The organism is Streptomyces albidoflavus (assembly GCF_000719955.1).
Classification (GTDB): Bacteria; Actinomycetota; Actinomycetes; order Streptomycetales; family Streptomycetaceae; genus Streptomyces; species Streptomyces albidoflavus.
The window spans coordinates 41,264-67,000 of the sequence record NZ_JOII01000034.1 but is presented as its reverse complement, the minus strand read 5'-3'; the positions used below and the strand labels follow the sequence as shown (position 1 = coordinate 67,000).

At 74.9% G+C, this 25,737-nt stretch carries 28 protein-coding genes and 1 pseudogene; 10 read left to right on the top strand and 19 right to left on the bottom strand.

What is annotated here, in order from left to right; translation table 11 throughout:
* Positions 1-4 precede the first annotated feature (4 nt).
* From IF45_RS0126220 to IF45_RS0126200, 5 genes are read left to right on the top strand one after another with little or no spacing between them, the layout of a single operon-like run.
* A complete protein-coding gene (locus IF45_RS0126220; protein ID WP_030309903.1) occupies positions 5-1,180 on the top strand; it encodes an ADP-ribosylglycohydrolase family protein in 1,176 nt (391 codons plus the stop codon).
* Positions 1,177-2,553, top strand: coding sequence for an ADP-ribosylglycohydrolase family protein (locus IF45_RS0126215; protein ID WP_030309901.1), 1,377 nt, complete (start codon positions 1,177-1,179; stop codon positions 2,551-2,553). The genes IF45_RS0126220 and IF45_RS0126215 overlap by 4 nt, the downstream gene beginning before the upstream one ends.
* Complete coding sequence (locus IF45_RS0126210; RefSeq protein ID WP_030309899.1) at positions 2,550-3,452, top strand: PfkB family carbohydrate kinase; 903 nt, start codon at positions 2,550-2,552, stop codon at positions 3,450-3,452. Before IF45_RS0126215 ends, IF45_RS0126210 begins: the two co-directional genes overlap by 4 nt.
* The gene (locus IF45_RS0126205) at positions 3,449-4,678 is read left to right on the top strand and encodes a CaiB/BaiF CoA transferase family protein (RefSeq protein WP_030309897.1); all 1,230 of its coding nucleotides are present in this window, start codon (positions 3,449-3,451) and stop codon (positions 4,676-4,678) included. Before IF45_RS0126210 ends, IF45_RS0126205 begins: the two co-directional genes overlap by 4 nt.
* Positions 4,675-5,544, top strand: a complete 870-nt coding sequence (locus IF45_RS0126200) for an HpcH/HpaI aldolase/citrate lyase family protein (RefSeq protein ID WP_018470573.1) — start codon at positions 4,675-4,677, stop codon at positions 5,542-5,544. Before IF45_RS0126205 ends, IF45_RS0126200 begins: the two co-directional genes overlap by 4 nt.
* A 76-nt stretch (positions 5,545-5,620) precedes the next feature.
* Here the strand turns inward: IF45_RS0126200 and lgt are convergent, their stop codons facing one another.
* The 10 genes from lgt to IF45_RS0126155 all read right to left on the bottom strand — a co-directional run bounded on the left by lgt (position 5,621) and on the right by IF45_RS0126155 (position 14,175).
* The gene (gene lgt, locus IF45_RS0126195; RefSeq protein ID WP_003947533.1) at positions 5,621-6,574 is read right to left on the bottom strand and encodes a prolipoprotein diacylglyceryl transferase; all 954 of its coding nucleotides are present in this window, start codon (positions 6,572-6,574) and stop codon (positions 5,621-5,623) included.
* A 120-nt stretch (positions 6,575-6,694) separates the two neighbouring features.
* On the bottom strand, positions 6,695-7,471 hold the full coding sequence (locus tag IF45_RS0126190) for a DsbA family protein (RefSeq protein ID WP_003947534.1): 777 nt from the start codon (positions 7,469-7,471) through the stop codon (positions 6,695-6,697).
* Positions 7,472-7,585: 114 nt separating this feature from the next.
* Positions 7,586-8,401, bottom strand: a complete 816-nt coding sequence (gene trpA / locus IF45_RS0126185) for a tryptophan synthase subunit alpha (RefSeq protein ID WP_003947535.1) — start codon at positions 8,399-8,401, stop codon at positions 7,586-7,588.
* Complete coding sequence (trpB, locus tag IF45_RS0126180; RefSeq protein ID WP_003947536.1) at positions 8,398-9,660, bottom strand: tryptophan synthase subunit beta; 1,263 nt, start codon at positions 9,658-9,660, stop codon at positions 8,398-8,400. Before trpB ends, trpA begins: the two co-directional genes overlap by 4 nt.
* Before the next feature lie 133 nt (positions 9,661-9,793).
* Positions 9,794-9,970, bottom strand: coding sequence for a tryptophan biosynthesis modulator TrpM (trpM, locus tag IF45_RS34470; protein ID WP_086014540.1), 177 nt, complete (start codon positions 9,968-9,970; stop codon positions 9,794-9,796).
* 7 nt (positions 9,971-9,977) lie between these two features.
* Positions 9,978-10,787 (bottom strand): indole-3-glycerol phosphate synthase TrpC, encoded by an 810-nt coding sequence (gene trpC / locus IF45_RS0126175; RefSeq protein WP_008413445.1) that lies wholly within the window; start codon positions 10,785-10,787, stop codon positions 9,978-9,980.
* 226 nt (positions 10,788-11,013) lie between these two features.
* On the bottom strand, positions 11,014-11,469 hold the full coding sequence (locus IF45_RS0126170; RefSeq protein WP_030309895.1) for a DUF2752 domain-containing protein: 456 nt from the start codon (positions 11,467-11,469) through the stop codon (positions 11,014-11,016).
* A 130-nt stretch (positions 11,470-11,599) separates the two neighbouring features.
* The gene (locus tag IF45_RS0126165) at positions 11,600-11,836 is read right to left on the bottom strand and encodes an HGxxPAAW family protein (RefSeq protein ID WP_008408753.1); all 237 of its coding nucleotides are present in this window, start codon (positions 11,834-11,836) and stop codon (positions 11,600-11,602) included.
* Positions 11,837-11,964: 128 nt separating this feature from the next.
* On the bottom strand, positions 11,965-12,618 hold the full coding sequence (locus IF45_RS0126160; RefSeq protein WP_003947540.1) for a TIGR02234 family membrane protein: 654 nt from the start codon (positions 12,616-12,618) through the stop codon (positions 11,965-11,967).
* Positions 12,619-12,687: 69 nt separating this feature from the next.
* Complete coding sequence (locus IF45_RS0126155; protein ID WP_030309892.1) at positions 12,688-14,175, bottom strand: anthranilate synthase component I; 1,488 nt, start codon at positions 14,173-14,175, stop codon at positions 12,688-12,690.
* 90 nt (positions 14,176-14,265) lie between these two features.
* Here IF45_RS0126155 and IF45_RS0126150 point away from each other — a divergent pair, with 90 nt between their 5' ends.
* Positions 14,266-14,823 (top strand): hypothetical protein, encoded by a 558-nt coding sequence (locus tag IF45_RS0126150; protein ID WP_030309890.1) that lies wholly within the window; start codon positions 14,266-14,268, stop codon positions 14,821-14,823.
* On the opposite strand, the gene hisI is transcribed toward IF45_RS0126150, so the two are convergent.
* Positions 14,820-15,191 carry a phosphoribosyl-AMP cyclohydrolase gene (gene hisI / locus IF45_RS0126145; protein WP_008408746.1) on the bottom strand — a complete coding sequence of 124 codons (372 nt, stop codon included), beginning with the start codon at positions 15,189-15,191 and terminating at the stop codon, positions 14,820-14,822. The two genes, IF45_RS0126150 and hisI, sit on opposite strands and share 4 nt — an antisense overlap.
* 82 nt (positions 15,192-15,273) lie before the next feature.
* Here hisI and IF45_RS0126140 point away from each other — a divergent pair, with 82 nt between their 5' ends.
* Together IF45_RS0126140 and IF45_RS0126135 are read left to right on the top strand one after the other, a co-directional pair.
* The gene (locus IF45_RS0126140; protein WP_003947543.1) at positions 15,274-15,909 is read left to right on the top strand and encodes a TIGR03085 family metal-binding protein; all 636 of its coding nucleotides are present in this window, start codon (positions 15,274-15,276) and stop codon (positions 15,907-15,909) included.
* Between the two features lie 43 nt (positions 15,910-15,952).
* Positions 15,953-16,885, top strand: coding sequence for a ketopantoate reductase family protein (locus IF45_RS0126135; protein ID WP_044474522.1), 933 nt, complete (start codon positions 15,953-15,955; stop codon positions 16,883-16,885).
* 141 nt (positions 16,886-17,026) lie between these two features.
* Here IF45_RS0126135 and hisF read toward each other — a convergent pair whose 3' ends face one another.
* From hisF to hisD, 8 genes and pseudogenes are all read right to left on the bottom strand, one after another.
* On the bottom strand, positions 17,027-17,782 hold the full coding sequence (hisF, locus tag IF45_RS0126130) for an imidazole glycerol phosphate synthase subunit HisF (protein ID WP_008414066.1): 756 nt from the start codon (positions 17,780-17,782) through the stop codon (positions 17,027-17,029).
* Positions 17,779-17,952, bottom strand: a pseudogene (locus tag IF45_RS0126125) (RidA family protein); the annotation flags it as partial. The pseudogene IF45_RS0126125 and the gene hisF, both read right to left, overlap by 4 nt.
* 58 nt (positions 17,953-18,010) lie before the next feature.
* Positions 18,011-18,736, bottom strand: coding sequence for a bifunctional 1-(5-phosphoribosyl)-5-((5-phosphoribosylamino)methylideneamino)imidazole-4-carboxamide isomerase/phosphoribosylanthranilate isomerase PriA (priA, locus tag IF45_RS0126120; protein WP_003947547.1), 726 nt, complete (start codon positions 18,734-18,736; stop codon positions 18,011-18,013).
* A 2-nt stretch (positions 18,737-18,738) separates the two neighbouring features.
* Positions 18,739-19,377, bottom strand: coding sequence for an imidazole glycerol phosphate synthase subunit HisH (gene hisH, locus IF45_RS0126115; protein WP_030309885.1), 639 nt, complete (start codon positions 19,375-19,377; stop codon positions 18,739-18,741).
* A gap of 4 nt (positions 19,378-19,381) precedes the next feature.
* Positions 19,382-19,546 carry a CG2302 family histidine operon protein gene (locus IF45_RS33475; RefSeq protein WP_008414072.1) on the bottom strand — a complete coding sequence of 55 codons (165 nt, stop codon included), beginning with the start codon at positions 19,544-19,546 and terminating at the stop codon, positions 19,382-19,384.
* A gap of 2 nt (positions 19,547-19,548) precedes the next feature.
* Positions 19,549-20,142 carry an imidazoleglycerol-phosphate dehydratase HisB gene (gene hisB, locus IF45_RS0126105; protein WP_003947550.1) on the bottom strand — a complete coding sequence of 198 codons (594 nt, stop codon included), beginning with the start codon at positions 20,140-20,142 and terminating at the stop codon, positions 19,549-19,551.
* On the bottom strand, positions 20,139-21,413 hold the full coding sequence (locus IF45_RS0126100; protein ID WP_030309883.1) for a histidinol-phosphate transaminase: 1,275 nt from the start codon (positions 21,411-21,413) through the stop codon (positions 20,139-20,141). The genes hisB and IF45_RS0126100 overlap by 4 nt, the downstream gene beginning before the upstream one ends.
* Complete coding sequence (gene hisD, locus IF45_RS0126095) at positions 21,410-22,732, bottom strand: histidinol dehydrogenase (RefSeq protein WP_030309882.1); 1,323 nt, start codon at positions 22,730-22,732, stop codon at positions 21,410-21,412. The genes IF45_RS0126100 and hisD overlap by 4 nt, the downstream gene beginning before the upstream one ends.
* Before the next feature lie 226 nt (positions 22,733-22,958).
* Between hisD and IF45_RS0126090 the strand changes: the two genes are divergently transcribed.
* Both IF45_RS0126090 and IF45_RS0126085 read left to right on the top strand, forming a co-directional pair.
* A complete protein-coding gene (locus IF45_RS0126090) occupies positions 22,959-24,530 on the top strand; it encodes a hypothetical protein (protein WP_030309881.1) in 1,572 nt (523 codons plus the stop codon).
* Positions 24,531-24,688: 158 nt separating this feature from the next.
* A complete protein-coding gene (locus tag IF45_RS0126085) occupies positions 24,689-25,726 on the top strand; it encodes a hypothetical protein (RefSeq protein WP_008414079.1) in 1,038 nt (345 codons plus the stop codon).
* Positions 25,727-25,737: the final 11 nt, after the last annotated feature.

Here is a 25,737-nt window from a genome sequence, read left to right as displayed (position 1 = left end):
GGGCATGACGCTCACATCGACCCTGGACGACCGGATCACGGGCAGCCTCCTCGGCGCGGCCGTCGGCGACGCGCTGGGCGGCCCCGTCGAAGGCTGGACGCCCGAGCAGATCAGCCTGCGCCACGGCGGCCGGGTCCACGGCATCGTCGGCCCCTGGCACGAGGAGTGGCGCACCGCCCGGCCCATCGCGCCGTACCACAAGGGCGACGGGCACGTCACCGACGACACCTTGATGACCCGTCTGCTGATCGAGGTGTACGAGGAGGTCCGCGACCACCTCGACGCCTACGCCGTCGCCGCGCACCTGGTGCCCCGGATGATCGGCGCACCCCGGTGGATCCCGGAGCTGGAGGCGGAGGCGCTGCCGCTCCAGCGGGTCTTCCTCGCCGAGAAGTGGCTGGTGGCCCGGGTGCACTACGGCCACGTCGACCCGCGTGAGGCGGGCGCGGGCAACATCGTCAACTGCGGGGCGGCGATGTACATGGCGCCGGTCGGGCTGGTCAACGCCGCCCGCCCGGAGGCCGCGTACGCCGAGGCGCTGGAGGTGGCGGCACCGCACCAGTCCTCGTACGGGCGGGAGGCGGCCGGGGTCTTCGCGGCGGCGGTGGCGGCGGCCTGCGCGCCCGGCGCGAGCGTCACCTCGGTGGTCGACACCTGCCTGGCGCTGGCCAAGGACGGCACCCGCGCCGCGATCGAGGCGGTCTGCGAAGTGGCCGCCGCGCACCGGGACTTCGAGACCGCGCTCGTGCCGCTGCGACGGGCGGTCGCCCCCTTCGACACGGTCGGCGCCGACTACCGCGCCCCCTCGCTCGGCGCGCGGCGCCCCTCGCGGCTGCACGCCATCGAGGAACTGCCCGTCGCGCTCGGCATGCTGGTGGTGGGTGAGGGCGACTACCGGCGCACCGTGCTGGGCGCCGTCAACTACGGGCGGGACTGCGACTCGATCGCCACCATGGGCGGCGCCGTCGCGGGCGCCCTCGGCGGGGCGGCGGCGGTGCCCGGGGAGTGGGCCAAACAGGTCGCCGAGGCGAGCCGGCTCGACCTGCACGGCCCGGCCGCCCGGCTGGCCGAGGTGGCGCGGGAGATCTTCGTCCGGGACCGGGCCAGGAACCGGGCACAGGCCGAGGCGTTCGCCGCGCTGGCCGGCGAGGGCCTCGCGGACGGCGGGCCCCAGGCGTGAGCGCGCCGCTGCGGGTCACCTGGACGCAGCCGGAGGACCTGATCGGGCACGAGCTGCGCCAGTGCGACGAGGAGGGCCGCGACACCACCGAGGCACGGGCCCGCTGGGTGGCGGCGGGCGGCCCCGAGGTCCCCGAGCGGGGCGGCGCCTCCCCGGTGCCGGCCTCGCCGAGGCTGCGGGCGCTCGCCCTCGAACTCCTGGACCAGCTCGACGCGTTGCCCCGCTCGACCGAGCTGCGCGAGCCGACCGCCTTCCCCGCGATCCGCGCCGCCTGCCCGCTGTGGCCCGGCGCGTGGGGCCCCGAGCGCGTCGCGCCCGGACTCGGCGACCGGCTGCACGCGGCGTGGCTGGGGCGGGCGGCGGGGTGCCTGCTCGGCAAGCCGGTGGAGAAGCTGGAGCTGTCCGCGATCCGGGAACTGGCCCGGGCCACCGGCAACTGGCCGCTCACCGGGTACTTCACCGCCCGCGGGCTGCCGCCCGGACTGGCCCGCGCCCACCCCTGGAACCGGCGCAGCGCCGCCACCTCGCTGGCCGAGAACATCGACGGGATGCCGCCCGACGACGACCTGGACCACGCCCTGCTGGCCCTGATGCTGATCCGGCGCCACGGGCGGGAGTTCACCACCGGGGACCTGGCGCGGCTCTGGCTGGACGAGCTGCCCGCCGGGCGGACCTTCACCGCCGAGCGGGCCGCGTACCGCAATCTGCTGTCGGGGGTGGAGCCGCCGGACACCGCGCGACGGCGCAACCCGTTCCGCGAGTGGATCGGGGCGCAGATCCGGGCCGACGTGCACGGCTGGACCCGGCCGGGCGATCCGGCGGGGGCGGCCGGGCAGGCGCACCGGGACGCGGTCCTCACCCACACCGGCAACGGCGTCTACGGGGCGATGTTCGCGGCGGCGGTGATCGCCGAGGCGGCGGGCGGGCGCAGCGACGTGCACGGCTGCCTCGACGCGGGGCTCGGCGTGGTCCCGCCGGACTCGCGGCTGGCCCGCGCGGTCCGGCGCGGCCGTGAACTGGCCTCGGTGGAGCGCGACTTCGATGCGGTGGTGGACCGGCTGCACGAGGAGTACGGGGCGTACCACTGGGTGCACGTGGTGCCGAACGCGGCGCTGGTCGCGGCGGCGCTGACCCACTCCGGCGGCGCCTTCGCCGGAGCGGTGACCCGGGCGGTCTCCGGCGGCTGGGACACCGACTCCAACGGCGCCACCGCCGGTTCGGTGGCCGGGCTGCTCGCCGGGCACCCGGACGCGCTGGGCGAGCGGTGGACCACGCCCCTGAAGAACCGGCTCAGCACGGCCGTCGCCGGATTCGACGGCGTCGGCTTCGACACCCTCGCGGCACTCACCCTCCAGGAGGCCAGGACCGTATGACCCACATCGTGGTGTTCGGCAGTGTGCAGATGGAACTCGTCACCCACGCGGAGCGGGCGCCCGACCCCGGACAGGCCGTGTCCGGGCGGGAGTTCCACGCGGTGCCCGGCGGCAGCGGCGGGCGCCAGGCGGTGGCGGCGGTCCGCGCGGGAGCGGCGGTCTCGGTGGCGGGGGCGGTGGGCACCGACGCGTACGGCGAGCGGCTGCGGGCCGGGCTGGTGCGGGAGGGCGTCGACGTGGACCTCCTGCGGACGGTGCCGGGGCCCAGCGGCACCGCGCAGGTCACCGTGGACGCCGCGGGGTCCCCCACGGTGGTGGCGGTACCCGGCGCCAACGCGGCGCTGACCGTGGCGACCCCGGGTGACGTGGCGCTGATCGGCACCGGGGACGCGCTGCTCCTGTCGTCCGGGACGCCGTCGTCCGGGGTGACGAGTGCGGCGCTGGCCGCCCGCGAACGCGGGGTGCGAACCGTGCTGGCCCCGTCGCAGGCGGACCCGCTGCCGGACGAACTGCTCGCGGCTACCGGCCTGTTGGTGGTGGACGAGGACGGGGCGGCGGCGCTGACCGGACGGCACGAGCCCTACCGGTCGGTGCGGGCGCTGCTGGAGCTGGTCCCCGAGGCGGTGGTGACGCTGGGGGCAGCGGGGTGTCTGTGGGCGGCGCGCGGCGGGGAGCCGATGGTGGTGCCGGCCCCTGAGGCGGCGGCGGTGGACACGACGGGCGCCGGGGACGCCTTCGCGGGCGCGCTCGCGGTGGCGCTCTGCGAGGGGAGGCCGACGGCGCGGGCGCTGGAGTGGGCGTCGGCGGCGGCCGCGCTCTCGGCGGCCCGGCCGGGTGCGGCCGCCTCGCTGCCGTACCGCTCCGAGATCGACGCGGCCTGCCCGGCGGTGGCCTCGTGACGGCGGCGCCGGGGACCGGGGGGCGGCCGGCGGGTACGGCGCACGGCCCGCTGACCGGGCTGCGGGTGCTGGACCTGGCCACGCTCTTCGCCGGTCCGCTCGCCGCCACCCTGCTCGGGGACTTCGGGGCGGACGTGGTGAAGGTCGAGCACCCGCGCCGCCCCGACCCCTCGCGCGGCCACGGCCCGGCCAAGGACGGCCAGGGCCTGTGGTGGAAGCTGCTCGGCCGCAACAAGCGCACCCTCACACTGGACCTGAGGACGGACGGAGGCCGCGAGGCCCTGCTGCGGCTGGCGGCCGGTGCCGACGTGGTGGTGGAGAACTTCCGGCCCGGCACCCTGGAGCGGTGGGGGCTGGGCTGGGAGGAGCTGAGCGCGGCCAACCCGCGGCTGGTGCTGGCCCGGGTGACGGCCTTCGGCCAGTTCGGGCCGTACGCGCACCGGCCGGGGTTCGGGACGCTCGCGGAGGCGATGAGCGGCTTCGCGGCGATCACCGGGGAGCCGGACGGGCCGCCGACGCTGCCGCCGTTCGGCCTCGCCGACTCGATCGCGGGCATCGCCTGCGCCTACGCGGTGATGGCGGCGCTCGCCGGGCGGGACCGCACCGGCGAGGGCCAGGTGGTGGACCTCGCCCTGATCGAGCCGATCCTCACCGCGCTCGGCCCGCACCCCCTCTGGTACGACCAGCTCGGCCACGTCCAGCCGCGGACCGGCAACCGCTCGGTCAACAACGCGCCCCGCAACACCTACCGCACCGCCGACGGTTCCTGGGTGGCCGTCTCCACCTCGGCCCAGTCGGTGGCCGAGCGGGTGATGGCTCTGGTCGGGCGGCCCGCTCTGGCCAAGGAGCCGTGGTTCGCGGACGGCGCGGGCCGGGCAGCGCACGCCGACGAGCTGGACGAGGCGCTCGGCTCGTGGATCGCCCGGCACACCCGGGACGACGTGCTGGCCGCCTTCGACAAGGCGGAGGCGGCCGTGGCTCCGGTGCAGGACGTGCGGGAGGTGATGACCGACCCGCAGTACGCGGCGCTGGGCACCCTCGCCGAGGTGGACGACCCGGAGCTGGGGCCGCTGCGGATGCAGAACGTGCTGTTCCGGCTGACCGGCACGCCCGGCGCGATCCGCTGGAGCGGCCGGGCGCACGGCGCCGACACCGACACGGTGCTGGCCGAGGCCGGGTACGCCCCGGCCGAGGTGGCGGCGCTGCGGGCGGCGGGGGCGGTATGAGCGCCGGCCCGGCGGAGCCCTGGCTGACCTGGCTCTACGCCCCCGGGGACCGGCCCGACACGGTCGCGAAGGCGCTCCGCTCGGGCGCGGACGTGGTCCTCGTCGACCTGGAGGACGCGGTCGCGCCCGGCCGCAAGGAGTACGCGCGCCGGGCCACGGCCGAACTGCTGTCGGCGCCGCAGCCGGTGCCGGTCCACGTCCGGGTCAACCCGTTGTCCGGCGCCTGGGGCCGGGCGGACGTACGGGCGCTGGCCGGGCTGCCGGGGCTGGGCGGGCTCCGGCTGCCGAAGGTCGCCTCGCCGGGGGACGTGGTGGCGTACGCGGAGCTGGCGGCGCTGCCGAGGGAGGCCGACGGATCGGGCGCCGGGCACCGGGTGCCGCCGCTGTGGGCGCTGCTGGAGTCGGCGCTCGGCGTCGAGCACGCCTACGCCGTGGCCCGGGCCCATCCGGCGGTGCGCGGGCTGGCGCTGGGCGAGGCCGATCTGCGGGCCGACCTCGGGATGCGGGAGGAGGCGGGGCTGGACTGGGCGCGCGGCCGGGTGGTGGTGGCGTGCCGGGCGGCGGGGCTGGACGCGCCGGTGCAGTCGGTCCACCCGGACGTCCGGGACGAGGCGGGGCTCGCGGCCTCCTGCGCGCGGGGGCGGGCGCTGGGGTTCCTGGGGCGGGCGGCGATCCATCCGCGGCAGCTGCCGGTGATCGAGCGGGCGTACCTGCCGCTGCCGGCGGAGGTCGCGGCGGCCGAGGAGATCGTCGCGGCGGCCGCCGCCGAGGCGGGGGCGCAGGCGCTTCCCGACGGCCGGTTCGTGGACGCGGCGGTGGTCGCGGCGGCCCGGCGCACGCTGGCGCTGGGGGCGCGCCGGGGCTGAGCCGGGCGGGCCCGTACGACGGCGGAGGCCGCCGCTTCCCCGGGGGAGGCGGCGGCCTTCGGCAGGTCGGGCCGGGTCAGTCCTTGCCGGTCTTGCCCGGGCTCTTGCGGAGGCCCTTGCCGCTGCCCGCGCCGGCGGCGGCGGTGTCCGTGGACCCGGCGTCGGCGGAGTCGGCGTCGGCGGAGCCGGAGCCGGTGATCCCGTCGTCCTCGGCGGCGGCCGGTTCGACGATCTCCTCGCGGCCGGGGCGCAGCCGGGCGGAGACCACGATGTAGGCGACGGCCAGGACGAAGACGATGATCGCCGTCCAGACGTTGAGCCGCAGGCCGAGGATGTGGTGGGCCTCGTCGACGCGCATGTACTCGATCCAGGCGCGCCCGGCGCAGTAGGCGGCGACGTACAGGGCGAAGGCGCGGCCGTGGCCGAGCTTGAAGCGGCGGTCGGCCCAGATGACCAGGAGGGCGACGCCGACGCACCACAGCGACTCGTAGAGGAAGGTCGGGTGGTAGGTGCCGGGGACCCGGCCGCCGTCGACGCTGGTGATCTTCACCGCCCAGGGCAGGTCGGTGGCGCGGCCGTAGAGCTCCTGGTTGAACCAGTTGCCCCAGCGGCCGATGGCCTGGGCGAGGGCGATGCCGGGGGCGAGGGCGTCGGCGTAGGCCGGGAGCGGGATGCCTCGGCGGCGGCAGCCGATCCAGGCGCCGACGGCGCCGAGCGCGATGGCGCCCCAGATGCCGAGGCCGCCCTCCCAGATCTTGAAGGCGTCCACCCAGTCGCGGCCCTCACCGAAGTACAGCTGGTAGTCGGTGATGACGTGGTAGAGGCGTCCGCCGACGAGGCCGAAGGGCACCGCCCACACGGCGATGTCGGCGACGGTGCCGGAGCGGCCGCCGCGGGCGACCCACCTCCGGTTGCCGTACCAGACGGCCACGAAGACGCCGATGATGATGCAGAACGCGTAGCCGCGCAACGGTACGGGGCCCAGGTAGAGCACACCGTGCGAGGGGCTGGGGATATAGGCAAGGTCCATGGCAAGACCCGACGCTACCGTGCCCGGCGCGGGGACGGGGTCCCCGGCCGGGCAACGGCTCCATAACGGGACCGGCGCGTCCCCCGTGCGGCGCCGGGGAACGCGGGTTCCGGTCCCGGGTCAGGCCCCGGCCTTCTCCTGAACGAGCTGCTTGAGCTTGGCGGGCGTCAGCGGGTCCTTCTGGTCGCCGAAGACGCTCTTGCCGTTGAGCAGCACGGTCGGGGTGCCGGGGAAGTTGCCCTTCTGGAACGCCTTGTGGGACTCGGCGACCCAGGCGTCGTGCGCGCCGTCCCGCACGCAGGAGCGGAACTCCGGGGTGACCAGTCCGTCGACCTTGCCCGCCAGCTCCAGCAGCCGGTCGGTGCTGGCGAAGTCGTCCTCGGTCTCCAGCGGCTGGTTGGCGAAGAGGACGTCGTGGTACTCGGGGAACTTCCCGGAGTCCTGGGCGCAGACGGCGGCGTTGGCGGCGCGGTGCGAGCCCTCGCCGCGCATGTTGCCGTCGATGAGGGTGGCGAGGTGGTACTCGACCTTCAGCAGCCCCTTGTCGGTCAGCTCGTGGATGGTCGAGCGGTAGGCGTTCTCGAAGTTGGCGCAGGCCGGGCAGCGGAAGTCCTCCCAGATGACCAGGGTGGACTTGGCGGAGGCGTCGCCGACGGGGATGGCGAGGCCGTCCTCGCCGGTGGCGCCCTTGGGGGCGACGACCGGGCCGGCCTGCTTCTCGCTCTTGCCCGTGTTGGCCGCGATGACGCCGACGGCGGCGGCCAGGGCGAGCACCCCCACCACGGCACCGCCGACCACCAGGCCCCGGCGGCGCTTGGTCCGCGCCTCTTCCTTGACGCGCTCGGCCTTCAGCCGCTCGCGGGCGGCACGCTTTCCCTCACGGTTCGTCTCACTCACGCCCGGACAAACGACCCAGACCGGCGCGTATGCGCCTGTCCGGGTCGAGGTCCACCCATAAGGGTGAGGGGCGCGCCGGGTGTACGAACACCCCCCGGCGCGCCGGGTGCCGGTTCAGCCGGTGCGGCGGACGCCTTCGGCCAGCTCGGCGGCGAGCGCGCGGACGGCCTCGACACCGGCGGCGGCGTCGGGGGCGTCGAGCATCCGCTTGACGAAGGCGGAGCCGACGATGACGCCGTCGGCGAACTCGGCGACCTCGGCGGCCTGGGCCGCGCTGGAGACACCGATGCCGACGCAGACGGGCAGCTTCCCGGCGGCGCGGGTCCGCTCCACCAGGGCGCGGGCCTGCTCGCCGACGGAGTCGCGGGTGCCGGTGACGCCCATCAGGGAGGCGGCGTAGACGAAGCCGGAGCCGGCCGCGGTGATCTCCGCGAGCCGGGCGTCGCGGCTGCTGGGGGCGACGACGAAGACGGTGGCGAGCCCGTGCTTGGCCGCGTGCTCCCGCCACAGGTCCGCCTCCTGCACCGGCAGGTCGGGCAGGATGCACCCGGCACCGCCGGCCTCCGCCAGCTCTTGGGCGAACCGGTCGACGCCGTAGCGGTCGACCGGGTTCCAGTACGTCATGACGAGGACGGGCTTGCCGGTGGCCTGGTGGGCCTCGCGGACGGTGCGGAGCACGTCGGCGATCTTCAGGCCGCCGCGCAGGGCGATGTCGTCGGCGGTCTGGATGACCGGCCCGTCCAGGACCGGGTCGCTGTGCGGCAGGCCGACCTCGACGACGTCGGCGCCCGCGTCGAGGACGGCCTTGATCGCCTCGATGGAGCCCTCGACGGTGGGGAACCCGGCCGGGAGGTAGGCGATGAGGGCGGCGCGGCCCTCCTCGCGGGTCCGGGCCAGGGTGTCGTCCAGCAGCTGGATGTTCCCGCTCACTTGGTGCCCTCCTCGTCGGCCGCGACCTCGGCGTCCACGTCGTACAGCCCGAAGTACCGGGCGGCGGTGTCCATGTCCTTGTCCCCGCGTCCGGAGAGGTTGACGACGATCACGCCCTCGGGGCCGAGTTCCCGGCCCACGTCCAGGGCGCCGGCGAGGGCGTGGGCGCTCTCGATGGCCGGGATGATGCCCTCGGTGCGCGACAGCAGCCGCAGCGCCTCCATGGCGGCGGCGTCGGTGACGGCCCGGTACTCGCCGCGTCCGGTGTCCTTGAGGTGGGCGTGCTCGGGGCCGATGCCCGGGTAGTCGAGCCCGGCGGAGATCGAGTAGGGCTCGGTGATCTGGCCCTCCTCGTCCTGGAGGACGTAGGAGCGGGAACCGTGCAGGATGCCGGGCTCGCCGGCGGTGAGGGTGGCGGCGTGCTCGCCGGTCTCCACGCCGTGCCCGGCGGGCTCGCAGCCGATGAGGCGGACGCCGGTGTCGGGCAGGAAGGCGTGGAAGAGGCCGATGGCGTTGGAGCCGCCGCCGACGCAGGCCACGGCGGCGTCGGGCAGCCGCCCGGCGCGCTCCAGGACCTGGCGGCGGGCCTCGACGCCGATGACCCGGTGGAAGTCGCGGACCATGGCGGGGAAGGGGTGCGGCCCGGCGACGGTGCCGAAGAGGTAGTGGGTGGAGTCGACGTTGGCGACCCAGTCGCGGAACGCCTCGTTGATGGCGTCCTTGAGGGTGCGGCTGCCGGACTTCACGGCGACCACCTCGGCGCCGAGCATCCGCATCCGGGCGACGTTGAGCGCCTGGCGCTCGGTGTCGATCTCGCCCATGTAGATGGTGCAGTCCAGGCCGAAGAGGGCGCAGGCGGTGGCGGTGGCCACGCCGTGCTGGCCGGCGCCGGTCTCGGCGATGACCCGGGTCTTGCCCATACGGCGGGTCAGCAGCGCCTGGCCCAGCACGTTGTTGATCTTGTGCGAGCCGGTGTGGTTGAGGTCCTCGCGCTTGAGGAAGACCCGGGCTCCCCCGGCGTGCTCGGCGAAGCGCCGCACCTCGGTGAGGGGGCTGGGGCGCCCGGTGTAGTGGACGAGCAGGCCGTCCAGTTCGGCGGCGAAGGCCGGGTCGGACTTGGCCTTGTCGTACTCGACGGCGACCTCGTCCACGGCGGCTACCAGCGCCTCCGGGATGAACTTGCCGCCGAAGGGGCCGAAGTAGCCCCGGGCGTCGGGGCTGAGCCCCTCGGGGTCGGGAAGGAAGTACTCGCTGGGCATGACGGAACTCCTGAGCGAGGCGGACGGATCGGTGGGATGCGTGGGACCGCCTCCGGGCGCGCGAGGGCGCGCGGCGGCCGGGGCGCGCGGATGCGCCGGGGCCGGAAGGAGGGGGCGGTCGCTGAGCTGTCGCTCAGCGGCACCATCGCATGCCGTTGACCTGTCCGGGCTCGTCCCCGATGACGTACCGCACCCGGCGCCCGTGGACCCGGCGGGCGGGCGCGCGGCAGCCTCGCGGACGGCAGCCGCGCATCAGGCGCGGCGGTCCGCAGGCGGCCGGCGTGGCACGCCGGGGTCGGGCCGGGAGCATCGGCGGGTCAGCTCCGTCCGTGCCGCAGTGCCGGGTGGGCGCCGGCGGCGACCAGGTCGGCCACGGCGGTCTTCGGGTCGCGGCCGGTGACCAGCGACTCGCCGACCAGGACGGCGTCGGCGCCGGCGTTGGCGTAGGCGATGAGGTCGTGCGGGCCGCGGACGCCCGACTCGGCGATCCGGACGCGGTCGGCGGGGATCTCGGGGGCGACGCGCTCGAAGGTGTCGCGGTCGACCTTGAGGGTCTTGAGGTTGCGGGCGTTGACGCCGATGACGCGGGCGCCGGCCTCCAGGGCGCGCTCGGCCTCCTCCTCGTCGTGCACCTCGACGAGCGGGGTGAGCCCGATGGACTCGGCGCGCTCGATCAGGGAGACCAGCGCGGGCTGGTCGAGGGCGGCGACGATCAGCAGGGCGAGGTCGGCGCCGTACGCGCGGGCCTCCCACAGCTGGTAGGCGGTGACGATGAAGTCCTTGCGCAGGACGGGGATGTCGACCTTGGCGCGGACCGCCTCCAGGTCGGCGAGCGAGCCGCCGAAGCGGCGCTGCTCGGTGAGGACGGAGATGACGGAGGCACCGCCCGCCTCGTAGTCGGCGGCGAGGCCGGCCGGGTCGGCGATGGCGGCCAGCGCGCCCTTGGAGGGGCTGGACCGCTTGACCTCGCAGATGACGCTGACGCCGTCGCCGCGCAGCGCGGCGTAGCCGTCGCGGGCCTGGGGGGCGGCTGCCGCGCGCTCCTTGAGCTCGTCGAGGCTGACCCGCGCCTGCCGCTCCGCGAGGTCGGCACGGACTCCGTCGATGATCTCGTCGAGCACACTCACGCGAGCGGCCCCCTTTCCCGGACGGTAGTGCTGGTGGTCTCGGTGACCCCCCGCCCCGATCCGGACGCGTCCGGTCATGACGCCGCGGAGGAGGAGGCACCTGCGATGGTAACGGCCGGGGGGCGGTAGAGGCGCATCCGGTTGTCCGCGGTCCCATCCCGTGGACAGGCCACGCGACAGGGCCGCCGGATCGCACCCCAGCTCAGCGGGGGTGTGCCGGGGCGGTTCAGGGGTGCAGCCACGCCCCTTGGGGAAGGTTTCGGGCCACGCCGAAACTCAGCAGGACCACCCCGGCGGCCCAGGCGTGCACCCGCCCGAAGGCGAGCCGGAACGGCCGCCCGCGGGCCGCGCACACCGCCCACACCAGCCAGCCGGCGGCGAGGAGCGCGTACCCGGCGACGGCGAGGGCGTTGGCGGTCAGCGCGGTGGCCAGCTCGCCGTGCCAGACGGCGTGGGCGCTGCGCAGCCCGCCGCAGCCGGGACACCAGATCCCGGCGTACGTCAGCAGCGGGCAGGCCGGGTAGTGGCCGGGCTCGTTGGGGTCGACGGTGCCCACGTAGGCGAAGGCCGCGACGGTGGCGGCCAGCACCCCGGCGGGCACGGCGAGCCTGCGGGCGGGCCCGGGGGCCTTCGGGGCGTCGGCGGTGGGCGGCGGGGCGGCCGGGTCGGCGGGAGCGCTCACGCGGGCATTGTGGCCCGGCGCCGCTCCCGGCGCCCACCGTGCCGCGCCCGGCGCTGGGCCGAACGGGCCGGAACGCGCGGGAGCCCCGCCGGACGTACCGGCGGGGCCCCGCTGCGCGTGCGGCGGCCGCTCAGGCGGCGCCGGCGGTCTTCTGCTCGACGGCGGCGCGGCCCATCCGCTTCTGGCCGAGGCCCATCAGGTGCATGATGCCGCCGACCACGGCGCCGGCCACGGTGATGACCATTCCGGCCCAGAAACCGACGACGTTGGCCATCACCATGAAGACACCGGCCACGCAGAAGCCGATGAAGGAGATGATGACGCCGGTCCATGCGGCCAGAGTGTGGCCGTGGCTGCTGCCCGACATGTCTTGCTCCTCGGTTGCTGTAAAGGGGTACGGGGTGATCCCGGCGCCGCGTCGTGACGGCGGGTCTCGGCGCTCATTGTTCCGTACGGCGGCGGGTGCGGCGCGCTCGGGGTGCGGCGCGGCCCGGGTCAACTCTCGCGGGTCGGGTCCTCGCCGCGGTCCAGGGCCTTCCACAGGTCCTCGGGCCGGTCGGGGTCGACGGGCGGGGCCGCCTTGCGGGCACGCGGGGAGCCGTCCCGCTCGTAGCGGCCGGACATGGCGGGCCAGCGGCGGCCGAACCAGAGGGCCAGCAGTCCGGCGGCGAGCAGCAGGGCGCCGCCGGCGACGGCCGCGTACGGCCATCCGGTGTGGGTGAGGCCGGTGACGGCGGCGGCGGTGTCGCCGCTGGTCTCGGCGGCCTTCTCGTCCAGGGCGGCGGAGTCGCCGACGCCCAGCAGGGCCGCGGCGACGGTGCCGGCGCCGGAGAGGGCGAGGAGGCCGGAGACCAGGTAGCGGCCGGCGCGGCGGACCGCGAAGACGGCGACGAGCGCGGCCAGGCCGACGACGGCCAGGGCGGCGGGGACGCCGGTGACGTCGCTGCCGGTGGCGGTGAGCGGGAAGTCGCCGCCGGCCACCGCGACGCTGCCGCGCGCCCAGGTCTGGCGGGTGGCGAGCAGGGAGACCGCAGCGCCGACGGCGCCGAGCAGCAGCGCCAGGGCGAGGCTGCGCCGGGCACCGCGGCGTCCGGCGGGCTCGCCGGACGGTGCGGCTTCGGTTCGGGGCTGGGGTACGGCTGAAGTCACCCCTCCACTATCCCTCACATACGCCCCCGCCGGACCGGGCGGGGGCGTACGGATGAGGGCGGGGCCCGCTCAGGAGGTACCCAGCCGGTTGGCGGTGTGCACCGCGCGCAGGACGGCGGCGGCCTTGTTGCGGCACTCGGTGTCCTCGGCGGCCGGGTCGGAGTCGGCGACCACCCCGGCCCCGGCCTGGACGTGGGCGGTGCCGTCGCGGAGCAGGGCGGTGCGGATGGCGATGGCGGTGTCGGAGTTCCCGGCGAAGTCGAGGTAGCCGACGCAGCCGCCGTACAGGCCGCGCCGGGTCGGCTCCAGCTCGTCGATGATCTGCAGGGCGCGGGGCTTGGGCGCGCCGGAGAGGGTGCCGGCCGGGAAGCAGGCGGTGAGCACGTCGAAGGCGGTGCGGCCGGGGGCGACCTCGCCGGTGACGGTCGAGACGATGTGCATGACGTGCGAGTACTTCTCGACCGACATGAAGTCGACCACCTCGACGCTGCCGGGCGAGCAGACCCGGCCGAGGTCGTTGCGGCCGAGGTCGACGAGCATCAGGTGCTCGGCACGCTCCTTGGGGTCGGCGAGGAGTTCCTCGGCCAGCGCCTGGTCGGCCTGGGGGGTGGCGCCGCGCGGCCGGGTCCCGGCGATGGGGTGGACCATGGCGCGGCCGTCCTCGACCTTGACCAGCGCCTCCGGGCTGGAGCCGACGATGTCGAAGCCGTCGAGGCGGAAGAGGTACATGTACGGCGAGGGGTTGGTGGCGCGCAGCACCCGGTACACGTCGAGGGCGGAGGCCGTGCAGGGGGTCTCGAACCGCTGGGAGGGGACGACCTGGAACGCCTCCCCGGCCCGGATGCGCTCCTTGATGTCCTCGACGGCGGCCCGGAACGCCTCGCCGCCCCACTCGCCGGTGAAGGCGGGCAGCTCGGACTCGGGCAGGGCCAGCGGCGGCGCCGGGACGGGGCGGGCGAGGTCGGCCTCCATGGCGTCGAGCCGGGCGACGGCGTCCGCGTACGCCTCGTCCACGCCGGTGTCGAGGTCGTTGTGGTTGATGGCGTTGGCGATCAGCAGGACCGAGCCGTCCCAGTGGTCGAGGACGGCGAGGTCGGAGGTGAGGAGCATGGTCAGCTCCGGGACGCGCAGGTCGTCGCGGCCGCCGTCGCCGACCTTCTCCAGGCGGCGGACGATGTCGTAGCCGAGGTAGCCGACCATGCCGCCGGTGAAGGGCGGCAGGCCCTCGGCGAGGTCGCCGGGGGTGTGCAGGATCTCGATGGTGGCGCGGAGCGCGGCCAGCGGGTCGCCGTCGGTGGGGACGCCGACGGGCGGGGTGCCGAGCCAGTGGGCCTCGCCGTCGCGGGCGGTGAGGGTGGCGGCGCTGCGGACCCCGACGAAGGAGTACCGCGACCAGCTCCGGCCGTTCTCGGCGGACTCCAGAAGGAAGGTGCCGGGGCGTTCGGCGGCGAGCTTGCGGTAGAGGCCGACCGGGGTGTCGCCGTCCACCAGGAGCTTGCGGCTCACGGGGATGACCCGGCGGTCCTGGGCGAGCTTGCGGAACGTGTCGAGATCCATGCGCGGAAGGATAGAGGCAACCGCCACGCGCTCACGGCGCGTTCCGTGTCGCGGACCGTGCGCGCGGCCTCGGGCCGCTAGACATGGTCCATGACTGATCAGCACTCCCCCGCCTCCCTCTCCGCTCCCTCCGCCCCCGCCGTCGGCGCCCGCCGCGCGCTGCCGCTGGTGCGCCGTACGCTCTGCGCGGCCTCGCTGGCGCTGCTGCTGGCCGCGGGGCCCGCCGCCGCCGTGGCGGGCGGGGTGGAGTGGCCGGCGGCGAAGAACACGGCGGCCCAGGTGGAGAAGGCCGGCCTGACGATGCTCGACACCGAGCAGCTGGCCATGCACATCCACACCACGCTGGAGGTGTTCGCCGACGGCGAGCAGGTGACGGTCCCCGCCGACATCGGCATCGACCGCTCGGGCCCCGCCCCGCGCTACAGCCCGCTGCACACCCACGACGAGACCGGCACCATCCACGTGGAGTCGGCCGAGTGGCGCGACTTCACCCTCGGCCAGCTCCTCACCGAGTGGGGCACACCCCGCGAGGACACCCGGTTCGGGGCGCCGCTGGCCTGGGTCGACGGGCGGCCGTGGGCGGGCGACGCGGACGGCATCGTCTTCCGCGACGGCGAGACGATCACCCTGCGCTACACCTCCCGTTAGGACGCGGGGAGCAGCACGTCCTCGTCGAAGCAGGTCCGGGCCCCGGTGTGGCAGGCCGCGCCGACCTGGTCGACCTTGACCAGCAGGGTGTCGCCGTCGCAGTCCAGGGCCACGGACCGGACGTGCTGGACGTGGCCCGAGGTGTCGCCCTTGACCCAGTACTCGCCCCGGCTGCGGGACCAGTAGGTGCAGCGGCCGGTGGTGAGGGTGCGGTGCAGGGCCTCGTCGTCCATCCACCCCATCATCAGCACCTCCCCGGTGTCGTACTGCTGGGCGATGGCGGGGACCAGGCCGTCGGCGGTGCGCTTGAGGCGGGCCGCGACGGCCGGGTCGAGTCCGGCCGAGGGGCCGGGCGTGCTGCTGCTCATGGCCTCCATTGTGCCGGGCCCGTGAGGGTGAGCGGGCGCGGCTGCCGTGGCCAGGCGGTGGGGGCCGCCGTAGGCTTGGCCCATGTCGACTCATGCGAAGCGTGAACGCCTGCTCCTGGCCGATCTGTTGGAGTCCGCGGGCCCGGACGCCCCGACGCTCTGCGAAGGGTGGCGGACCAGGGACCTCGCCGCCCACGTGGTGCTCCGCGAGCGCCGCCCCGACGCGGCGGGCGGCATGCTCGTCAAGCCGCTGGCGGGCCGCCTGGAGCGGGTGCAGGCCGAGTTCACCGCCAAGCCGTACGACGAGCTGGTCCAGCTCATCCGTACCGGCCCGCCGCGCTTCTCGCCCTTCGGTCTCAAGCAGATCGACGAGGCGGCCAACACGGTCGAGTTCTACGTGCACGCCGAGGACGTCCGCCGGGCCCAGCCGGAGTGGACCGGCCGCGAGCTGGACCCGGTCTTCTCCGACGTGCTCTGGTCCCGGCTGGAGAAGATGGCCCGGGGGCTGGGCCGCAAGGCGCCGGTGGGGCTGGTGCTGCGCCGCCCCGACGGGCGGACGGCGGTGGCGCACCGGGGGACGCCGGTGGTCACGGTCACCGGGGAGCCGGGCGAGCTGACCCTCTTCGCGATGGGCCGCCAGGCGCACGCCGAGGTGGCGCTGGACGGCGAGGAGGACGCCGTCGCCAAGGCCCGGGCCACCAGGGAGCTCGGCTTCTGAGACGCGCTGGGGGCGCGGGCGGGGCCTCTGGCACCCTGCTCCCATGAACACACGAGCGACGACGGAACAGAACCCCGCACCGTGGACCGTGGCGGTCCTCGGCCCCGGCGGCATCGGCGGCCTGGTGGCCTCGCTGCTGGCCCGCCGGGGACACCGGGTGATCGTGGTGGCGGGCGAGCAGACCGCCCGGACGCTGGACGAGCGGGGGCTGACCCTGCGCAGCGGCCAGTTCGGGGACGGCACCCTGCCCGTCGAGGCGGTCACGGAGCTGACCGAGCCGGTCGACCTGTGCGTGGTCGCCACCAAGGAGACGGGCCTCGCCGAGGCGCTCCAGCGGGTTCCGGCCGCGGCCCTCGGCTCCGGCCTGGTCCTGCCGCTGCTCAACGGCTTCGAGCACGTCGCCCTGTTGCGGGAGACCTACCCGGCCGGGCAGGTCGTCCCCGCCGTGATCTGGGCGGAGTCGACGCGGACCGCGCCCGGCGTCATCGAGCACACCACGCCGTTCTGCCGGATCGAGCTGGCGAGTGCCGCCGCCCCGGCCGCCCGGGTGGCCGCGCTCGGCGCGCTCCTGGAGGACGCCGGCATGGGCGGCCTGGTCCGCGAGGACGAGACGGCCCTGCTCTGGGACAAGCTCACCTTCCTCGCCCCGTTCGCCCTGCTGACCACCCGGCACGCCGCCCCGGTCGGCACCGTACGCAGTGAGCACCGCGAGGAACTCACCTCCGTGCTGGACGAGTTGGAGCTCCTGGCGGCCACCGTCGGCGTACCGGCGCAGGCGTCCGCGCTGCTGGACCGGTTCGACAACGCCCCGGAGGGGATGCGCTCCTCCATGCAGCGGGACGCCGCCGCCGGCCGCCCGGTGGAGATCGAGGCCATCGGCCGCGCCCTGCTCCGCCAGGCCGACCGCTCGGGCACCCCGGTACCGGCGCTGACCGCGCTGGTGACCTCGGTGGCGAAGGCCCACGGCGCCTCCTGAACCGGGCCCCGGCCCGTCCTTCGACGGTGGCGGGCCGGGTCGGTCCGGCCGCGGCCCGAGGTGGGTGGGCGGCCCAAGGTCCGCCCCCGGGATCTCCTGGCCGCACGGGCGGTCGTGGAAGGGACCCGGGGAGGGGCGTGCTCAGCGCACCGGGCGGCCCGCGTCCTTCAGGGCGGTCTTGACGTCGCCGATGCGCAGGTCGCCGAAGTGGAAGACCGAGGCGGCGAGGACCGCGTCGGCGCCGGCCTCGACGGCGGGGGCGAAGTCGGTGACGCGGCCGGCGCCGCCGGAGGCGATGACGGGGACGGAGACGTGGCGGCGGACCTCGGTGATCATCTCCAGGTCGTAGCCGTCCTTGGTGCCGTCGGCGTCCATGGAGTTGAGCAGGATCTCGCCGGCGCCGAGTTCGGCGGCCCGGTGGGCCCACTCGACGGCGTCGATGCCGGTGCCGCGGCGGCCGCCGTGCGTGGTGACCTCGAAGCCGCCGCCCTCGGCCCGGCGGGCGTCGACGGAGAGGACGAGGACCTGGCGGCCGAACCGCTCGGCGATCTCGCGGATCAGCTCGGGACGGGCGATGGCGGCGGTGTTGACGCCCACCTTGTCGGCCCCGGCGCGCAGCAGCTTGTCGACGTCCTCGGCGGTGCGGACGCCGCCGCCGACGGTGAGCGGGATGAAGACCTGCTCGGCGGTGCGGCGGACCACGTCGTAGGTGGTCTCCCGGTTGCCGGAGGAGGCGGTGATGTCGAGGAAGGTCAGCTCGTCGGCGCCCTCGGCGTCGTAGACCTTGGCCATCTCGACGGGGTCGCCCGCGTCGCGCAGGTTCTGGAAGTTGACGCCCTTGACGACGCGGCCGCTGTCCACGTCCAGGCAGGGGATGACTCGGACCGCGAGGGTCATCGGGCAGCTCCTCGGTACGCCTCGGCCTCGACCCCGACGACCAGCCGGGGGTCGAGGAAGCCGGAGACGATGATCATGGACGCGGCGGGTCGCACCGCGTCGAACAGTTCGTGGTGGGCACGCCCGACGGCTTCGGCGCCGAGGGCGTGCGAGAGGTACATGCGGGTGCGGAAGGCGGTCCGGAGAAGATCCGGCAGATCCCTCCCTCCGGGCCGCCTTCCGCCTCGGTCATGCCACGGCCTGCAGGGCCTCTTCCAGGGTGAACGCCTTGGCGTAGAGGGCCTTGCCGACGATGGCGCCCTCGACGCCCTCGTCCACCAGGGAGGCGAGCGCGCGCAGGTCGTCCAGGGAGGAGACGCCGCCGGAGGCGACGACGGGCCGGTCGGTGGCGGCGCAGACGTTCTTCAGCAGCTCCAGGTTGGGGCCCTGGAGGGTGCCGTCCTTGGCGATGTCGGTGACGACGTACCGGGCGCAGCCCTCGGAGTCGAGGCGGGCCAGGGTCTCGTAGAGGTCGCCGCCGTCACGGGTCCAGCCGCGGCCGCGCAGGGTGGTGCCGCGTACGTCGAGGCCGACGGCGATGCGGTCGCCGTACTCGGCGATGATCTTGGCAACCCACTCGGGGGTCTCCAGGGCGGCGGTGCCGAGGTTGACGCGGGTGCAGCCGGTGGCGAGGGCGGCGGCGAGGGTGTCGTCGTCGCGGATGCCGCCGGAGAGTTCCACCTTGATGTCCATGGCGTCGGTGACCTCGGCAATGAGCCGCCGGTTGTCGCCGGTGCCGAAGGCGGCGTCGAGGTCGACGAGGTGCAGCCACTCGGCGCCGGAGCGCTGCCAGGCGAGGGCGGCCTCCAGGGGCGAGCCGTAGGAGGTCTCCGTACCGGACTCGCCGTGGACCAGGCGGACGGCCTGGCCGTCGCGGACGTCGACGGCGGGGAGGAGTTCGAGCTGCTTGGCCATGATCAGAGGGTCTCGATCCAGTTGGTGAGGAGCTGGGCTCCGGCGTCGCCGGACTTCTCGGGGTGGAACTGGGTGGCCCACAGGGCGCCGTTCTCCACGGCGGCCACGAACGGCTCGCCGTAGGTGGACCAGCTGACGTGCGGGGCGCGGATCGCCGGGTTGGTGACCTCCAGCGTCCAGTCGTGGACCGCGTAGGAGTGGACGAAGTAGAAGCGCTCCTCGGGGTCGACGCCCTGGAAGAGGCGCGAACCTGCGGACGCCTGCACGGTGTTCCACCCCATGTGGGGGACGACCTCGGCCTGCAGCGGCCCGACCGTGCCGGGCCACTGGTCCAGGCCCTCGGTCTCGACCCCGTGCTCGATGCCGCGCTCGAAGAGGACCTGCATGCCGACGCAGATGCCCATGACGGGGCGGCCGCCGGAGAGCCGGCGGCCGATGATCCAGTCGCCGCGGGCCTCCTTGAGCCCGGCCATGCAGGAGGCGAAGGCGCCGACGCCGGGGACCAGCAGGCCGTCGGCGTTCATGGCGCGGTCGTAGTCGCGGGTGATCTCGACCTCGGCGCCGGTCCGGGCGAGCGCCCGCTCGGCGGAGCGGACGTTGCCGAAGCCGTAGTCGAGGACGACGACGTTCTTGGTGGTCATGACGTCACCCCCAGACGTCCAGGCGGAGCACGCCCGCCGTGAGGGACATGGCGGCGCCGATCCCCAGCACCACGAGGATGCCGGTGGGCAGCTTCTGCTTGTAGAAGGAGTAGACGCCGCCGAGGAAGAACAGGCCGAGCACGATCAGCGCGGTGGAGACACCGTTCACGGTTAGAGGGCACCCTTCGTGGAGGGGAGGATTCCGGCCGCGCGGGGGTCGCGCTCGCTGGCGTACCGCAGGGCGCGGGCCAGCGCCTTGAACTGGCACTCCACGATGTGGTGGGCGTTGCGGCCGTACGGGACGTGTACGTGCAGGGCGATCTGCGCCTGGGCGACGAAGGACTCCAGGATGTGCCGGGTCATCGTGGTGTCGTAGGAGCCGATCATCGGCGCGATGTTCTCGGGCTCGGTGTGCACGAGGTACGGGCGGCCGGAGAGGTCGACGGTGACCTGGGCGAGGGACTCGTCCAGCGGCACCGTGCAGTTGCCGAAGCGGTAGATGCCGACCTTGTCACCGAGGGCCTGCTTGAAGGCGGCGCCGAGGGCCAGCGCGGTGTCCTCGATGGTGTGGTGGGTGTCGATGTGCAGGTCGCCGTCGGTCTTGACCCGCAGGTCGAAGAGGCCGTGGCGGCCGAGCTGGTCGAGCATGTGGTCGTAGAAGCCGACGCCGGTGGCGACATCTACCTGCCCGGTGCCGTCGAGGTCGATCTCGACCAGGACCGAGGTCTCCTTGGTGGTGCGCTCGACGCGCCCGACGCGGCTCATACCTTCTGCTCCTTGTTGTCTGGGCGGTCTTCGCCGCCGGGGCGCTCTGGGTCGGTGTCGAGAGACCCGACGTGCTCGACCGCTTCGCGGCCTGCGCGCGACGGGTCTCTCGACACCGACGCGCCCCTTTGGCTCAGACCGCGAGGCTTGTCGGGGCTCGACCCGACCACCTCGCGTACCGCTTCGAGGAAAGCGGTGTTCTCTTCGGGGGTTCCGGTGCTGACGCGCAGCCGGCCCGGGACGCCGTTGTCGCGGACCAGGACTCCGTGGTCGAGGAGGCGCTGCCAGACGGCGTGCTGGCCGCCGGGGCCGTCGAAGCGGCCGAACTGGACGAAGTTGGCGTCGGAGTCGGTGACGTCCAGGCCGAGTGCGCGCAACTCCTGGACCACGCGGTCACGTTCAGCCTTGAGGCGGTCGACGTAGCCGAGCAGCGTGTCGGTGTGCTCCAGGGCGGCGAGCGCGGTGGCCTGGTTGACGGCGGAGAGGTGGTACGGCAGGCGGACCAGCTGGAGGGCGTCGACCACGGCCGGGTCGGCGGCGAGGTAGCCCAGGCGGAGGCCCGCGGCGCCGAACGCCTTCGACATGGTGCGGGAGACCACCAGGTGGGGGCGGCCCTCCAGCAGCGGCAGCAGCGAGGCGCCGTGGCTGAACTCGACGTACGCCTCGTCCACCACGACCATCGTCGGCTTGACGGCCTGGGCGGCGTCGTGGAGGGCGAGGACCGTCTCGCGGTCGACGGCGGTGCCGGTCGGGTTGTTGGGCGAGGTGATGAAGACCACGTCCGGCCGGTGCTCGGCGACAGCCTCCCGCGCCGCCACGACGTCGATGGTGAAGTCCTCGCGACGGGGCCCGGAGATCCAGCCGGTGTTGGTCCCCCGCGCGATCAGGCTGTGCATCGAGTACGAGGGCTCGAAGCCCAGGGCGGTGCGGCCGGGGCCGCCGAACGCCTGGAGGAGCTGCTGGAGCACCTCGTTGGAGCCGTTGGCGGCCCAGACCTGCTCGAAGGCGACGGGGTGGCCACCGGTGCGGGTCAGGTAGCGGGCCAGCTCGGTGCGGAGCTCGACGGCGTCGCGGTCCGGGTAGCGGTTGAGGTCGCGTGCGGCCTCGGCGACCCGCTCGGCGATCCGCGCCACCAGCGGCTCGGGCAGCGGGTAGGGGTTCTCGTTGGTGTTGAGCCGGACCGGCACGTCGAGCTGGGGGGCGCCGTACGGGGACTTGCCGCGCAGCTCCTCGCGGACGGGGAGCTGGTCCAGGGTCAGGGCGGTGCTCACTGCTGGGGGACCTTCCAGTCGAACCGGGCCTTCACCGCCGCGCCGTGCGCGGGCAGGTCCTCGGCCTCGGCGAGGGTGACGACGTGGTGGGCGACGTCGGCGAGGGCGTCGCGGCTGTAGTCCACGATGTGGATGCCGCGCAGGAAGGACTGCACGGACAGGCCCGAGGAGTGGCAGGCGCAGCCGCCGGTGGGCAGCACGTGGTTGGAGCCGGCGCAGTAGTCGCCGAGGGAGACCGGGGCCCACGGGCCGACGAAGACCGCGCCGGCGTTGCGGACCCGGTCGGCGACGGCGGTGGCGTCGGCGGTCTGGATCTCCAGGTGCTCGGCCCCGTAGGCGTCGACGACCTTGAGGCCGTCCTCCAGGTCCGCGACGAGGACCAGGGCGGACTGGCGTCCGGCGAGGGCGGGCGCGATGCGGTCCTCGACGTGCCGGGTGGCGGGGACCTGGACCGCCAGTTCCTTCTCGACGGCGTCCGCGAGGGCGTCGGAGTCGGTGACCAGGACGGCGGCGGCCAGCGGGTCGTGCTCGGCCTGGCTGATCAGGTCGGCGGCAACGTGCACCGGGTCGGCGGTGTCGTCGGCGAGGACGGCGATCTCGGTGGGCCCGGCCTCGGTGTCGATGCCGATGAGCCCGGTGAAGTAGCGCTTGGCGGCGGCCACCCAGATGTTGCCGGGGCCGGTGACCATGCGCGCCGGCGGGCAGGACTCGGTGCCGTACGCGAACATCGCGACGGCGGTGGCGCCGCCCACGGCGTAGACCTCGTCGATGCCGAGGAGGGCGCAGGCGGCGAGGATCGTCGGGTGCGGCAGGCCGCCGAACTCGACCTGCGGCGGCGAGGCGAGTGCGATGGAGGGGACGCCGGCCTCCTGCGCCGGGACCGCGTTCATGATCACGGAGGAGGGGTAGACCGAGCGGCCGCCGGGGGCGTAGAGCCCGACGCGGTCGACGGGGACCCACTTCTCGGTGACGGTGCCGCCGGGGACGACCTGGGTGGTGTGCGGGGTGCGGCGCTGGGCGCGGTGGACGGTGCGGGCGCGGCGGATGGACTCCTCGAGCGCGGCGCGGACCTCGTCGGTGAGCCCGGCGAGCGCCTCGGTGAGGGCTTCGGCGGGGACCCGGACCTGCTCCAGGGTGACCTGGTCGAACCGCCGGGCGTACTCGATCAGCGCCGCGTCGCCGCGATGGTGCACGTCCTCGCAGATCGGCCGCACCTTCTCCAGGGCGGCCGTCACGTCGAAGTCGGCACGGGGCAGCAGAGCGCGCAGGGCGGGGCCCTCGGGGAGGGCCTCGCCGCGCAGGTCGATTCGAGAGATCACACGGCAATTCTCTCAGACCGCCCGGTGTCACCGGCGCCCCGTATCACCGTCTGATACGACCGGCGGACACATTCCGTGACGATGAGCGTTCAATTCGTCACTCAGCGGGCATCACCGGGGTGGGAGCCCGCCCCGGTGGGCACACGGGCCCCGTCCCCGTCGGCGCCGCGCTCGGGGCGGGCCCACCCGTCGAGGAGTCCGCGGCACAGCACGGGGAGGCAGGGGCGTGTCCACCGAACAGGGCGGTGAGCCGCCGGAGGGCCTGACGGCCACCGAATACGGCATGTGGCAGGCGTTCCGCAACGGCAGCACCTACGACCTGCGGGCTGGTGAGGCCGCGCTGGACGATCCGCACGGCGGGCTGCCGTGGGGCGAGGAGCGCAGCGTCCGGGCACGCGTCGTCAGCCTGCTCCTGCTGCACGGCCCCGACCCGCTGCCCGGCCGGGTCTCCTCGCTGAAGCTGGCCGGGGTGCAGATCACCGACGTGCTGGACCTGGCGGGCGGCACCGTCGAGCCGTACGTGGAGCTGATCGGCTGCCGGTTCGAGAAGGAGGTGCTGCTGCCCGAGGCGCGGTTCACCACGCTGCGGCTGGTCGACTGCTCGTTGCCGCGCCTGGAGGCGGCCCGGGTCTCCACCGAGGGCGATCTGCACCTGCCCCGCTGCCGGGTGCACCGCGGGGTGCGGCTGACCGACGCCCAGATCGGCACCGACCTGCTGCTGAACCAGGCGGTGGTGCACCGGGACCGGCGGGGCACCTCGCTGCTGGGCGACGGCCTCTCGGTGGGCCAGGACTTCCAGGCGGAGATGATGGAGGCGCACGGCGAGGTGAGCCTGCGCGGCGCGCAGATCGGGGTCTCGCTGAGCCTGCGCGGCAGCCGCCTGGCCAACCCGTACGGCCGCCGCGCGCTCAACGCCCCGCAGCTCACCGTGGGCCGCACCCTCTACCTGACCCCGGCGGGCGTCGGGAACCCGGCGCTGACCAGCGGCACCACCCCGGCGCGCGGCACCCGCGTGCAGCGCTTCGAGTGCCGGGGCGGCGTGCGCCTCGACGACGGCCGGGTCGGCGACGCGGTCGACCTGGACCAGGCCCGGTTCGTGATGGAGGAGTACCAGGAGCTGTCGCTGCGCCGGGTGCAGACGCCGGAGCTGCGGTTCCTGTGCGAACGCCCGGCGCAGGGCCGGGTGGTGCTGTCCGGCGCCAAGGTCGGCAACCTGATGGACCAGACGCCGAGCTGGCCGGGGCCCGGCGGCCTGGCGATGGGCGGCTTCACCTACGACAACCTGGTCCCGCGCGGCCGCTTCACCCTCGCCGAGCGGCTGACCTGGGTGGAGGCGGCCACCCCCGAGTACAACCCGGAGCCGTACGAGCTGCTGGCCGCCGTGCTGCGGGCCGGCGGGGAGGACGCGGACGCCCGCGAGGTGCTCCTCGCCAAGCAGCGCCGCCGCCGCGAGACCCTCGGCCTCGCCGGGACGGTCTGGGGGTACCTCCAGGACTGGACGGTGGCGTACGGCTACCGGCCGGGGCGGGCGGCGCTGTGGATGGCGGTGCTCTGGGCGGTCAGCGCCCTGCTCTTCGCCCAGATCGACCCGGCGCCGATCAAGGACGACGAGCATCCGCCGTGGAGCTCCTCGCTCTTCACCCTCGACCTGCTGCTGCCCGTCATCGATCTGGGCCAGACCGGCTACTGGCACCTGGACGGCGGGTGGCAGTGGGTGACCGCCCTGCTGATCCTGCTCGGCTGGATTCTCGCCACGACGGTGGCGGCGGGGGCGACGCGGCTGCTGCGCCGCGGCTGACGCCGGGGGCGCCCGGGGCGTACGCACGCCCCCGGGGTGCCTCAACTCGCCCCACACCCCCCTTCTTTACCTTCTCTTGACCTTTCTCCAGGCAACCCTTTGACCGATACGAAAGCGTCACCCGGTCTCTCTGGCCCCGGCCCGACCTGCGGTTTTCAATGGTCGGCACGATGGCCTTGCTGCAAGCCCTGATCCGGACGGCCCGGATGGTGACCCACACGACCCGCCTCGCCACCGGGCTGCCTCCCGACGAGGAGGTCTACCTCGACCTGCCCGACGACCGGTTGGCCCCGGCCCTGGCGGCGGCGGGGCTCGGCGACCACCGCCCGGCCGCCGAGGTGCTCGCCGCCAGCCGCGAGGCGGCCGCCTGGGAGACCCGCGACCGGCAGGTCCAGCGGCTCGCCGCCTTCGCCCGCAACCGGCCGGAGTGGTTCGACGCCTGGAGCTACGCGGCGCCGCACGACCCCGACGTGGCACTGATCCGCGCCGAACTCGCCGTCCGGCGCGGCTGGGAGTCACCGGCCCGGGCCGAACTCCTCCACGACGTCACCCCGCTCATCGCGGCCGCCGCCCGCGCCGAGCCCGCCGACCCGGTGCCCTGGCGGATCGCGCTCGACCACGCCCGGGGCACCGGCGCCCCGCACACCGAGTTCGAGGCACGCTGGGAGCAGGCGGTGCGCCGCTCCTCGTACCACTACGGCTGCCACGTGGCCGCCCTCCAGTACCTGTCGGCCGCCTGGTTCGGCTCGCACCGCGAGTCCTTCGCCTTCGCCGAGCGCGCCGCCGAGGACGCGCTGCCCGGCTCCCTGGTCCGCGGCCTGCCGGTGCGGGCCGCCTTCGGGGCGCTGCACCGGGGCCCCGACGCGCCCGGGCGGGGCGGCCCCGTTCTGCGCGAGCGGCTGGACGCGGCCGCCGACACCGCCATCGCCCTCTCCGCCGAGTACCCGGCGGGCGACCCGTGGCCCGCCGAGGTCCGCAACGTCCTCTTCTACGTGCTGATCCGGCTCGAACGGTGGGCGGACGCACTGGAGCAGGCCCGGCTCATCGGCACCCGCGCCACCTCCTTCCCGTGGGACCGGATCAGCGACGATCCGCTCGGCCAGTTCCTCCAGGCGCGCGACGGCGTGCGTATCGAAGTGGCCGCGAGCCTGCCCCTGCGGGGGACGCGGCGGCGCGAGAAGGCCGGAGACCATTAGGCTTGCCGGTC

Bases quoted from the DNA above. Each gene is read 5' to 3' on its own strand.
- IF45_RS0126220 (WP_030309903.1), top strand. From the start codon at position 5: ATGACGCTCACATCGACCCTGGACGACCGGATCACGGGCAGCCTCCTC.
- IF45_RS0126210 (WP_030309899.1), top strand. From the start codon at position 2,550: ATGACCCACATCGTGGTGTTCGGCAGTGTGCAGATGGAACTCGTCACC.
- IF45_RS0126200 (WP_018470573.1), top strand. From the start codon at position 4,675: ATGAGCGCCGGCCCGGCGGAGCCCTGGCTGACCTGGCTCTACGCCCCC.
- lgt (WP_003947533.1), bottom strand. From the start codon at position 6,574: ATGGACCTTGCCTATATCCCCAGCCCCTCGCACGGTGTGCTCTACCTG.
- trpB (WP_003947536.1), bottom strand. From the start codon at position 9,660: ATGCCCAGCGAGTACTTCCTTCCCGACCCCGAGGGGCTCAGCCCCGAC.
- trpM (WP_086014540.1), bottom strand. From the start codon at position 9,970: ATGCTCCCGGCCCGACCCCGGCGTGCCACGCCGGCCGCCTGCGGACCG.
- IF45_RS0126165 (WP_008408753.1), bottom strand. From the start codon at position 11,836: ATGTCGGGCAGCAGCCACGGCCACACTCTGGCCGCATGGACCGGCGTC.
- IF45_RS0126155 (WP_030309892.1), bottom strand. From the start codon at position 14,175: ATGGATCTCGACACGTTCCGCAAGCTCGCCCAGGACCGCCGGGTCATC.
- IF45_RS0126150 (WP_030309890.1), top strand. From the start codon at position 14,266: ATGACTGATCAGCACTCCCCCGCCTCCCTCTCCGCTCCCTCCGCCCCC.
- hisI (WP_008408746.1), bottom strand. From the start codon at position 15,191: ATGAGCAGCAGCACGCCCGGCCCCTCGGCCGGACTCGACCCGGCCGTC.
- IF45_RS0126140 (WP_003947543.1), top strand. From the start codon at position 15,274: ATGTCGACTCATGCGAAGCGTGAACGCCTGCTCCTGGCCGATCTGTTG.
- IF45_RS0126135 (WP_044474522.1), top strand. From the start codon at position 15,953: ATGAACACACGAGCGACGACGGAACAGAACCCCGCACCGTGGACCGTG.
- hisF (WP_008414066.1), bottom strand. From the start codon at position 17,782: ATGACCCTCGCGGTCCGAGTCATCCCCTGCCTGGACGTGGACAGCGGC.
- priA (WP_003947547.1), bottom strand. From the start codon at position 18,736: ATGGCCAAGCAGCTCGAACTCCTCCCCGCCGTCGACGTCCGCGACGGC.
- hisH (WP_030309885.1), bottom strand. From the start codon at position 19,377: ATGACCACCAAGAACGTCGTCGTCCTCGACTACGGCTTCGGCAACGTC.
- hisB (WP_003947550.1), bottom strand. From the start codon at position 20,142: ATGAGCCGCGTCGGGCGCGTCGAGCGCACCACCAAGGAGACCTCGGTC.
- IF45_RS0126085 (WP_008414079.1), top strand. From the start codon at position 24,689: ATGGTCGGCACGATGGCCTTGCTGCAAGCCCTGATCCGGACGGCCCGG.